Annotated in this window: 5 protein-coding genes and 6 pseudogenes; 6 read left to right on the top strand and 5 right to left on the bottom strand. The window is 69.3% G+C overall.

The features are described 5' to 3' along the window. Nucleotides 1-115: 115 nt before the first annotated feature. From ACFW2E_RS30570 to ACFW2E_RS30580, 3 genes and pseudogenes are all read left to right on the top strand, one after another. Nucleotides 116-559, top strand: coding sequence for a nuclear transport factor 2 family protein (locus ACFW2E_RS30570; protein ID WP_384470313.1), 444 nt, complete (start codon nt 116-118; stop codon nt 557-559). Between the two features lie 272 nt (nt 560-831). Next, a complete protein-coding gene (locus tag ACFW2E_RS30575) occupies nt 832-1377 on the top strand; it encodes a hypothetical protein (protein WP_384470314.1) in 546 nt (181 codons plus the stop codon). A gap of 44 nt (nt 1378-1421) precedes the next feature. Beyond that, nucleotides 1422-2207, top strand: a pseudogene (locus tag ACFW2E_RS30580) (transposase family protein). Here the strand turns inward: ACFW2E_RS30580 and ACFW2E_RS30585 are convergent. Next, entirely contained in the window at nt 2176-2490 is a 315-nt protein-coding gene (locus ACFW2E_RS30585; RefSeq protein WP_384470315.1) for a hypothetical protein, read from the bottom strand. The pseudogene ACFW2E_RS30580 and the gene ACFW2E_RS30585 sit on opposite strands and share 32 nt — an antisense overlap. A gap of 223 nt (nt 2491-2713) precedes the next feature. On the opposite strand from ACFW2E_RS30585, the pseudogene ACFW2E_RS30590 reads away from it, so the two are divergent. Then, nucleotides 2714-3238: pseudogene (locus ACFW2E_RS30590) on the top strand (transposase); the annotation flags it as partial. A gap of 539 nt (nt 3239-3777) precedes the next feature. Here ACFW2E_RS30590 and ACFW2E_RS30595 read toward each other — a convergent pair. Next, nucleotides 3778-4995 carry a WD40 repeat domain-containing protein gene (locus tag ACFW2E_RS30595; RefSeq protein ID WP_384470316.1) on the bottom strand — a complete coding sequence of 406 codons (1218 nt, stop codon included), beginning with the start codon at nt 4993-4995 and terminating at the stop codon, nt 3778-3780. Further along, nucleotides 4992-5550, bottom strand: a pseudogene (locus ACFW2E_RS30600) (SigE family RNA polymerase sigma factor). The gene ACFW2E_RS30595 and the pseudogene ACFW2E_RS30600 overlap by 4 nt, the downstream one beginning before the upstream one ends. A gap of 942 nt (nt 5551-6492) precedes the next feature. Between ACFW2E_RS30600 and ACFW2E_RS30605 the strand changes: the two are divergent. Then, a pseudogene (locus ACFW2E_RS30605) lies at nt 6493-6891 on the top strand (IS110 family transposase); the annotation flags it as partial. Nucleotides 6892-6900: 9 nt separating this feature from the next. Here the strand turns inward: ACFW2E_RS30605 and ACFW2E_RS30610 are convergent. Continuing rightward, nucleotides 6901-7322: pseudogene (locus ACFW2E_RS30610) on the bottom strand (ISKra4 family transposase); the annotation flags it as partial. 88 nt (nt 7323-7410) lie between these two features. Continuing rightward, nucleotides 7411-10026 (bottom strand): helix-turn-helix domain-containing protein, encoded by a 2616-nt coding sequence (locus ACFW2E_RS30615; protein WP_384470317.1) that lies wholly within the window; start codon nt 10024-10026, stop codon nt 7411-7413. Nucleotides 10027-10185: 159 nt separating this feature from the next. Between ACFW2E_RS30615 and ACFW2E_RS30620 the strand changes: the two are divergent. Then, a pseudogene (locus ACFW2E_RS30620) lies at nt 10186-10548 on the top strand (hypothetical protein); the annotation flags it as partial.

A 10548-nucleotide genomic window follows, 5' to 3' on the forward strand; every position in this document is an offset into this window, starting at 1 on the left:
ATCCAAGACGGCTCCGACGCCGTGATCACACCAGCCACACCAAGATCATCTCACCCCTGACCAGGGGTTACGGGACAGCCCTTAGCCGCCTGTGCGTATCACTTGGGGAGGTCTTGTGAGTCTGAGTCCGCGCGAAGTGTTTCTCCGGCTTGTTCATGGGGTCGCCGGCGGGAACTTCGACGAGTTGCCTGACCTGTATGGCGAGGTCACCGATGTCCGCCATCCGATGGCGACGCCGGAGTCCGAGCCGTTGACGAGTCGGCGTGCGCTCCAGGAGCACTTCACGGTGCCACCAGAAGTTCGGGAGTCCTTGCCGAAGAGGCGGGTCGTCGATGTCGTCGTTCATGAGACCGCCGATCCTGAAGTGATCGTCGCCGAGTTCGCCTATGAGTTCACGTTGCCGGACGACTCCATGGCCAAGGTGCCCTGCGTCTTCGTCATGCGTATCCGGGACGGTCAGATCATCGAGTCGCGCGACTACATCGACCCGATCCGTACGTACACGGCACGCGGGGACCTTGACCGCCTCATCGCGTCGTTGCAGAAGGATGGTTCCTGACGTCGAGCGTTCACCGGGCGAGCTGTCCGAGGCATGATCGAAAGCACGAGACGTGCTCCTGACTTGTAACGATAGGGCTTGCTTAGGGGCTGTCCCTCAATGATCAAGAAGCACCCGCTCACGGACACACGAGCTGTGAGAGGAGACCGTGCGCCGCACCGAGCCGGCATGAGGTTCGTTCTCTGAGCCCGGGAAAATCGTTGGATCCGCTGACGGGGGCGCGTCGTAGGGTTCGGGGCACGGAGACGCGGTCGACGGAGAGGGAACGGTGGATGGCGGGACTGTACGAGATCTGGCAGCGGGCGGAGGTGTCGCGCAGGCTCGACGTGTTGTCGGGCTTCGTCGCGATGTGCGTGGCGGGGGACGACGAGGCGCGACGCCGTCTCGCCCAGCTGCTTGCCGGCGCGGACGCGGCCCTTTCCGCCTCGCCCCCGGATTTGGTGGTCGCCTCGGAGTACCTGGACGAACTCGTCCGGTGGGCTGACACGGAGTGGGCCGATCACCCCTATCGTCCCGTGGAAGTTCGGCCTGACGAGGCCGACCGGCAGACGCGTGACTACGCCAAGGATCTCCGGCACGCCGCACTCCCGGTCCGCGTCCGGGACGAGATGGGCCGCGTCGAACTCAGTCTCGAGGTGCGGTTCCTGGCCTTGTGCCGCCAACCGGGGTTGGACTGTCGGATCCGCCAGGACATCTTCTACGTCGCCGGGCGTGCCGCGATGGCCCTCGACCTCGGGCACTTGGAAGCGGCGGAGCGGGAGATCCGGCGCATGGAACAGGCGGGTTCCGTGGAGCCACGGGAGAGCCGCTGTGGCTGAGTCGCGGCTTTCCGAGGTCCACAGGTGTGGAACGATCTCTTCACGTGGCTGGTGTGATCACGGCGTCGGAACCGCATTGGATAGTCCCGTTCAGCGAGCTGCAACCGCGCGACTTCCGCAGGCTGATCGCTATGTTGCGCCGAGAAGGTGCTGAGCTGACTCGTCGAGGGCGTCCCTGGTCACTGCCGCTCGAAGACCGGGTGCTGCTGGTTACCGCCTACTGGCGGACCAACCTGACACTGCGCCAGCTTGCCCCGCTGTTCGGCATCTCCAAGTCAGCTGCCGACCGCATCGTCGACCACGTTGGGCCGTTGCTGGCGCTCAGCAGCGGCAGCGCTTCCGCGCCGGCACCGTGCTCATCGTGACGGCACGCTCGTGCCCACCCGCGTCCACAGCGCCGCCGAGCAGTCCAAGAACTACAGGTACTCCACCAACCACCAAGTGGTCATCGACGCAGACACACGGCTGATCGTTGTGGTCGGACGACCGGTGCCTGGGAACCGCAACGACTGCAAGGCGTGGGCGGAATCCGGTGCGAAGGCAGCCGTGGGAGGATCACGACCATCGCCGACGGCGACTATCGGGGCACCGGGTTGGTCATCCCACATCGCCGTCCCGCGGGCAGCGAACTGTGCGGCTGGAAGCAGGAACACAACCGCTCTCACAAGCAGGTCAGAGCACGCGTCGGGCACGTCTTCGCTCGGCTGAAGACCTGGAAGATCCTTCGCGACTGCCGCCTGACGGGCGACGGCGTCTACACAGCCATGCTCGGCATAGCCAGGCTGCACAACCTTGCCCTCATTGGAGGAGCTGGCTTCGCCTCACGGTGAAAGTATCCTGCCCGTCCAGCGTCGCGACGCTGTCTGGCGAGGTGGAGACCGTCACACTCTCGTCGCCGACTGTCCCCACTGCATCGCCCTGGACCACGCACGCCACCGTGACCTCGACCGGGTAGGTCGAGTCAGGGGCCAGCTCGCCAAGCTGGGCAAAGATCGCACACTTGTCGATCAAGGACCAGCAGTGTCCCGTCGCATCGATGAAACTGACCTCTACGATGCCGGGGAACGGCTCATCGTCCACCCAGCGAACCGCTTCGCAGCGCAACTCAGGCACTCGGCCCCCATTCCAGAGCCGCGCCACCGCGGCAACGACCGTCAGTATGCCCGAGAGGCCGACATCACTTACGGACAGCCTTTAGCTTGATCTTTAACGTCGTGCGTCGAATGGTGCGTCGAACTTGATCACTCGGATAGGGATCCGGCGTACACGGAAGCGGCCTTCGTCTGAATTGTGCTCCGACCAAGGAACACACATGCCCAGCACGAAGGCCGTGAGGATGAGTCTGCTGCATCGGAAGGCCCGGCAGGGGCCGTTGGCGGAACTGTCATGCTTCCGGGGTGAGTTCTACGCCTGTCTCACCGCTCGTTCGGAAGCGTTGTCCGAGCTGGCGGATGCCGTTCTGTGCGGCGACGGTCCGGTGAAGTCCCTGGCCGAGTTGTCGCTGGTGGGCGAACACCGCCGCGGCCACGGCGGACTTTACGCGGCCGTGGCCTGCGGCCGAGTGGATGCGGGCCGGTTGCGACGGACACTGGCCGCGGTGCCACTGCCGCGGACCGATGACGGCCGGCTGGTCCTGGCCGTCGACATCACCTGCTGGCTGCGGCCCGACGCACACACCTCACCGGACAGGATTGTGTGTCACACATACGGCCGGGGCAAAGACCAGCACATTCCAGTCCCGGGCTGGCCGTACTCGATCGTCTGCGCACTCGAGCCGGGCCGCAGCTCGTGGACCGCCCCGCTGGACACACTTCGACTGGCACCCGGGGATTCCTCGACGTGGACGATGTGCAGGTCGGTGCCATCCCGGTGGCGCTTGGAACGTTCGAACAGTCCGACAGCGATCTCCGACTGGTCTTGAGGCTCATCTGGGCCGACATCGGTGAGGATGTCGTTGTGATGCCCGGTGACGCCCCATCCCTCGACGTCCTTGAGGTCGATCACCTCAAAGTCTCCTGCCGAAGATCCAGCATGCGCCGGGCCGAACTTCTTCAGGAGGTCGGCGGCCTGTTCAGCAAGCTCCCCTTCCGGAGCGGTCAGCACGACACAAGTGCCATGCGCGAACAGCACCAAAGACGTGCGAGGGTCGGCGAGAAGCCGCTGCCAGGCATCTATCAGTATCCCGGTGTTCACGCCGGTCATCATGTTGCAGAGCACCGACACAGGGTGACGTTCGACCCACAGCTGCGGCGAATACGCGACTCGTGAACATGCGGGCCTACCAGTCCGAGGCCGGTCAGGCATCGGGATCAGCCGTCGGAAGTCATCCCTTGCGCTGACCGCTGCGGCCCGCCGACCGGGAGACGGCCGACGGGCTGCTGGCAGCGTATGGGGAGTTGGTCAGCGTGAGCTGAACACCGGGGTCCAGCGGCCCGGATAGTCGGCGCTCGCTTTGCGGAAACCGCTCAACGGCACGACCTGGTTGGTACCGATGGTGACCAGCAGCAACTGGTTGTGGAACTCCCCGGAGCCGGTGCACCTCTTGGGGTCGCAGCCCCAAGCGATGAGGCGCTTGTTGTCGGCCCAGGCGAGGAGTTGCTGCACCGGCACTGTGGTGATCCGCCGGCCGGTGTGCGGGTCCAGGATTGCGGCGGCAACCGTTGTCCCGTGGCCCGCGAAACCACCCGCGAGGAGCTTCCCGTCGGGCGAGACACCTGCCGTCACGTAGGCGGGGCCCTTCTCGTCCGCCGGCCAGTCGGCCTTGTTGCCGTCCAGACTGTAGTAGTCACGGAAAGGCTTCATCGTGGTCTCCGCGTAGACCAGCGTGCCGTCATGACTCCAGTCGAAATCCGCGCGGGCATTGAACCACCCCGTCTTGTCCGTCGGATGCGGCGCCTTGTGCCACTGCGCCTCGCCCGAGTCCACGTCCACGATGGTGAATCCGGTACGGCTCGGCACCGGGCCGGGGATTTCCTTGCCGTCGACGGACTGCTTGTGGTCCGCGAACATACGGTCGGGGTCCTTGGCGTAGGTCGTCGCGACGAGCTTCGTGCCGTCCGGTGAGAAGGCGATGCCGGCAACCCCCCGGTCCATCTTGATCCAGCGGTCCACCTTGCCGGTGAGCAGGTCGAGCAGCCCGATGCGCCTGGCCGGCAGTTCGCCCTCGAGTACGGCGGCGGTACGGGAACCGGGGGCGACGTCCAGGGCGGCCCATTTGGTCTTCTTGTAGGCGCCCGTCTTCTGGTCGAGAAGCCCGTATGTGCGGGTGAGGACGTTGTCACCGTTCGGCTGCTTGACGGTCTTGGTGACGTAGAAGGCGGAGAGCACCGTGTCCCCGGCCGCGATGAGGGTCCGGGGCGGCGACTGGTCGGGGTGGCCGATGATGTCGCTCCGGTTCATCTCGCTCGCGGGCCGTACATCGTCCCCTCCTCCGCTGAGGCGGGGTACAGCCACCGCGACGGCGATCGCGGCGACGGTAGCACCGGCGATGGACACGAGCCTGCGGGTACGGCGGCGGCGCCGCACGGCCAGGGCACGTTCAGCGAGGTAGGGGGGCGCTGGCACGGTGTCCGCGGCCTGCTCGCGGAAGGCGTCGGACACCAGTTCGTCGACGTTCACGGATGCACCTCAACGGGCGAATTGTGGTGGAACGGCTGCTGCTCGGCCTTGGCCGGGCCGAGCGCCGCGAGTTCGGGCGCGAGGGTGCGCAGGCGTGCCAGCGAGCGGTGCGTCGTGGACCGTACGGTCCCCACGGAGCACCCCAGGATCCGGGCCACGTCGACTTCCGGAAGGTCCTCGAAGTAGCGCAGGACGAGAACGGCGCGCTGCCGGGTGGTCAGCCTCGCCAGCGCCTCGCGCATCACCAGGCGCAGCTCGGCGGCGGACGGCGCGTCCACTCCGGTACTCATCTCGGGCGTCTCGGCCACGCTCAGTTCGCGGCGCGGCCACTTCAGCCGCCAGCGGCTGACCTGCTGCCGGTAAAAGAACCTGGCGTACGTACGCCTCCGGTTCCTCGATCCGGTTCCAGCGGCCCGCCACCTTGATCAGCGCGTTCTGCAACAGGTCCTCGGCAGTATGGCGGTCGCCGCCGCAGAGGAGGACGGCCGTCTTCAACAATGCCGACGACCTGTTCGCCACGAACTCCCGGAAGTCCGCATCAGCTTGTGCATCCATCGTCACCTTCTCTTGCCCAGTGGCCTCTGTGGCCCACCCCTACGCCACTGGTGACGCGTGCTGCCGCCCCTCACTATGCCTTCCAGGAGGATCAGGGCCGAAAAAATCTTCCGGCCCCTGCACACTCCGCCCGATACCCCTGGCTCCTTGAGGCCGTCCCGCTGTTCGCACGGCCGGGCCCCAGTCCTCCTGCACCGGCACAGCACACCACTGACACAGCGGCGTTCTATGGGGATGTGCCTGATAGATCGCGTAGACACAAGAACGCTTACACACCCAACCTCTATCGGGGCTGCCGCGGGCAGGGAGGGAGCCAGCCCGATTCGCGGCCAGCGTAAGGGGCCATGGTCACTCGCCCCATGACAGGTCCCGCCCAAAGCCGCTACGCCGACCTACGCGCTACGGTGCCCTGCGTGGATGATCAGGCCCCACAGGACCGTCACCGTGCTGACGTCGTGGCCCTGCGCGGTGTCCTCGCCCGCCGAGACGTCGACAGCCCCGACTTCGATCCGTAGAGCACGGCCACCGCCCCGGCTCCCTGTTTGCCGGCCACGTTCGCCCCGGCGCGGGCAGCACGGCGTCACGGTAACCGTCGCCGTTGAAGTCGCCGGGCACTGCCCCGTGCACGGCCACCGCGGGCGTGGCCGACAGCAGCGGAGCGCCCATAACGACGGCGACCAGGAACGCTCCCGTTCTTCAACCGCCGTGCAGCCCATGTCTGTTCACCGTGAGCTGGATCCCCCTCCCCCTCGACGCACCTGGCGTGCGCCGCAGTCAGGGCACCGTACGAGTAGCCACGCAGGGCCTCACCCCGGGATGGTCTGTGCCGGTGCCGAAGTCGCCCGTGAACTCACCGACCACGCGACCGCCGATGAGTGGAACGAGCGGGCGCTGATCCTCGCGCAGGAACAGCGCTTCCAGCGGTGCCGCACAGCAGCGTTCAAACTGCTCTGCATTCCCGGCCGGGTCGTGAACCGGGCCAGTGACGGATACCGCGGCGAGGGCAAGACCGACGCCCGCGACGCCCTGGTGATCGCCGACGAGGCCCGCATCCGGAGAGACCTCAAGCCGATGCGGCCCGCCGACGAGGCCAGCATCGAGCTGAAGATCCTCACCAGCCGCCGCACCGACCTCGTCCGCGACCGCACCCGGGCCATCAACCGCCTGCGTTCCGCTCTGACCGGCATGTTCCCCGCCCTGGAACGCGTCCTCGTCCTCACCGGCGCCGGCCGCTCATCCTCCTCGACGGCTACCAGACCCCGGCCGCGATACGGCATGGGCAGCACCCGGCTGACCCACTGGCTCCGCGCCCGGGGCGTCCGCACTCCTGAGGAGCTCGCGGTCACGGCCGGCGGCGGCCCAGACATACTCGGCCAGGCGCACGAAGTCCGGAAGGACATGGATCGTGACACCGCGTCGGACGGTCTCGGCACCGATCAGGTCGAGCTGGTGACGGGCGCCGTCGACCAGGACGACCCACGAGCGCAGGTGCTTCGGGTCGCGGGCCTCGGCCTGGTCGAAGGCGTCGGCGATGACCTGCTCGGGCGGGCGGACCAGCGAGACGGTGCACCACTTGTTCTCCGCCCTGGACCCGGGCGGGCGGGATACTCGCCGCTTCGGCCGCCGGGCGGCTGGATCACATCATGCGGCGGCCTGGGCGCCGACCGGGTGTCAAAGACGCAGACCACGGTCGCCATCCGCTTCCGGTTCGGTTTCTCGCCCGGCGCGAGCCGGCCGCGATGGCCACCAGCTGTCCTAGCTTCTGTCCGGCGGATCATCCGCGGAGCCAGAGTCTGATGGCTGCTGGGGCCTTCAGGGAGGGGAGGTTTCAAGATGGCCGGGTACTTCGACATCCACTTTTCATGAGCCGTGCGGGGAGTGCCTGAGCGCCCGCCGGTCCCGTTCCTCCGGTTCCTGCTCGGTGGCCAGCAGGAGGCCGGCGGCCCGGGGATCGCCGGATGCGGCCAGCCGCTGCGCGCAGTGGACCCGGTCCCACTCCTGGACGCGGCGGTTGGCGGCGAAGGACGCCAGGAGGTCCGCGGCTCGCGGGTCCCCCAGGTCCAGCAGTTTGAGGGCAGCATCCAGCCGGAAGGTGCTGATGCGGGCTGGCCCGTCGGGATATCCGCGGGCGAGCGCGAGGAGGACGTCGGGGGCTCGTACGTCGCCGAGGTCGGCCATCACGCAGGCCGCGTCCACCCGGTAACCGGGGAACACGCTGCCCTCGTCGGCGAGGATCGCGGCCAGGTCGGCGGCCCGGTCCCCGTCACCCAGGTCCACGAGGAGTGCGATGTCGGCGAGGTGCTCCTCCGCAGCGAGATCGCGGTCGGGCGGGCTGTCGATCGGGCGGGGGTCGGTGATCGCGGTCGCGATGGTGTCCGCGGCGACGCGTGAGACCTCACCGGAGATCTGCGTGCCGAGCGCGGCCTGGGCGGCCATGAACCGGGCCCCGGTGAGGGACTTGCCCATGCGGCGCAGCGCGCGGGCCGTGTCGAAGCCGTTGCCTTCGGCGGCGTCCATGAGGAATCCCAGGAAGGAGTACTCGTCGCGGAACTCCCAGCGGCGCCGCAGCCACCAGAGCAGCGGCGAGCCGAAGGCCCTGCGGACGGCCCGGCGGCAGGCCGCCCGGTCCCGGGTGTCGTGCCGGACCGCCAGGTATTCCAGCAGGGTCTGGTGCAGGAAGACCAGGCCGCCGGCGCGCGGGGTCAGCAGCCCGCTCCGGCGCAGGCTCTGGTCGAGGAACCCCTCCCACACCTCGTGCGGCACCTGCTTCGGACGGGCGGCGTCCGGATGACCCGCCAGCAGGCCGAGCACGGGGCCGCGTGAGCCCCTACGCAGGTCCGCCGCCACCTCCACGATCATGTCCGGCAGCCGGTCCAGGGTGTGCTCGGCCCGGCTGACGGCCTCCTCGCCGTAGCGGCACAGCGCCGCTCTGGCCTGGACCCTGGCACCCGAGTTCCCCGCGGCGTGCTGTCGCTCGTACAGCAGGTCGATGAAGCGCTCGTAGAGGCCGCTACGGCCGGTCGGGAGCCGACGGCCGGGGTCCGCGGCGTACACCTGGCACAGCATCGTGGCCATCAGCGGGGTGCGGGCCAGCTCCGCCAGCTGGGTGCGGTCGAGTGCCTCGACGAACGAGTCGGCGGCCCGGCCAGGGAGCGGCAGGGAGAGGGCGGTGAACCAGCCGGTGGCGAACCTGCGCAGGTCCGCGGGTGCGAACGGTTCGAGCTGCAGGGTAAGTACGTCCTCGCGGAAGGCGGCGCCCGCGATCTCCCCGCGGGGCAGGGGGCGGGTGGCGACGACGAACCGGTAGAGGGGCCGGACGGCCGGCTGCTCCTTGAGCTCCTGCTGCTTCTTGAGGTCCCGCTGCTGCTTCCTGTGGACTTCGCCGATCATGGTCAGGACCCGGCGGCGCGAGCTGGCGTCGGCGATCTCGTCCAGACCGTCGACAAGCACCTGCCAGGGCAGGCCCGGGGCGGGGTGCGTGCGGAAGAACTCGGGGGGCAGCGCCTCCAGCAGCCCGTGATCGCTGAGTTCGGCGGTGACACTGCGGGCGATGGCCTCCGGCAGCGTCACCCGGTCGACCAGGTCGGCCGCCTTGACCAGCACCGCCAGTCCTCGCTCGCGGAATCCGGCGCTCCAGTGGCCGACCGAGGCGGACAGGCCGGTGCGCAGCAGGCTCGACTTGCCGGCGCCGGGTCCGGCCAGGATCAGGCAGGAGCGGTCCCCGCCCAGAACGGTGTCGGCGTCCATGAGCCCCGCGCCCACGCCGGTCGAGCCGTCGACGAGCATCTGCGGACGGGCCTGCTGGCGCAGATAGACCACGGACAACGGCGGAGGTTCCACGCCGGGCAGCACGCCGGGATAGGGGTGGGCGTCGGCCGCACGGGTGGCGGCGGCCAGGTAGCCGCGCAGGTACGGAGAGCAGGGCGGGTGCGCGGGGTGACCGGCGTGGTGCGGAGGGTCGGCTACCGGGGGGTGGGCTGCCGGGCGGCTGCCTGCTGCCGGGGAGCCGCCCGGCGGGGGGCTCCCCGCTGCCGGGAGGCCGCTTCTGTGGGGTTCGCCTTCGGGACGGGCCTCCGTCGCCGGTCCACCCGTCTCCACCGCCCGTCCGCCCGCCTCGGCCGGAACCGGAGGCCGGCCCGGCTGCCCTGGGAGCGTCGGCTCCGCCGCGCGGGCCCGGTACCGGCGGAGCGCCACCAAATCCTCGCCGGTGATGCCGAGCGCGTGCGCGAGCGCGTTGACCGTCAGCGCACTGGGCGTGCTGGGAGTGACGTTGAGTGCGTTGCTCACGGCCGCCTGGCTGATGCCCGCGGCCTTGGCGAGGGCGGCCTGGCTCAGGCCCTTGTCGTCCATCGCCTTGCGCAGGGCCCGGCTGAGCAGGAGCCGTGGCGGCTCCGGCGGCACCACTGCCGCCGCCGGACGGGTCCCGCCCTCTCCGGCCTCTCCCTCCGCTCCCGCGCCCGCCCCCTCCTCGTCCAACTGCCGCCCCCTTCGACGTTCTTCCGAATCCTTCTGAGTCGTTCGGCTCCCGGTCCGCGGCCGCTCGGCCTGGCTATCACTGAGGAGACCCGCAGGTCACCTGCCTCCCGCAGCGCAGGTGCCAGGTCCAGGTCCGGAACACGAGAAGAGGAGACACCCGTGAACGAAACCCTGCTGATCAGCGCGGCACCGCTGCTCCTGGTCACGCTAGTCCGCCTGCTGGCAGCGCGTCGCCCACACCGCCCGACCGGTGCCCTCCGGGAGGTACGGGACCTGGTCACGCTGCGCATGGTCCTGCGCGACTCGCTGCCCGGCGAACGCGGCGTACTCCTGGACGCCCACCGGGACTGGCGCGTCGCCACGGCGGTCCCTGCTCCGGGCCCCGGCCACGACCCGGGCCCCGGCAGGGCTGCCGACGCGGCCGGCCCCGGGCGGCCCCCCCGGCCGGGGCGGGAGGCGCGCGGGCCCCCCCCGGCCGGCGGGCCCGCCGGTCGGGCCCTGGCCGCCCCACACAAAGGGTCT

Origin of the sequence: Streptomyces sp. NPDC058964, from assembly GCF_042741275.1 — a bacterium.
In the GTDB taxonomy this organism is placed as follows: Bacteria; Actinomycetota; Actinomycetes; order Streptomycetales; family Streptomycetaceae; genus Streptomyces.

Coding starts and splice junctions, on each gene's coding strand:
- ACFW2E_RS30575 (WP_384470314.1), top strand. CDS start 832: ATGGCGGGACTGTACGAGATCTGGCAGCGGGCGGAGGTGTCGCGCAGG.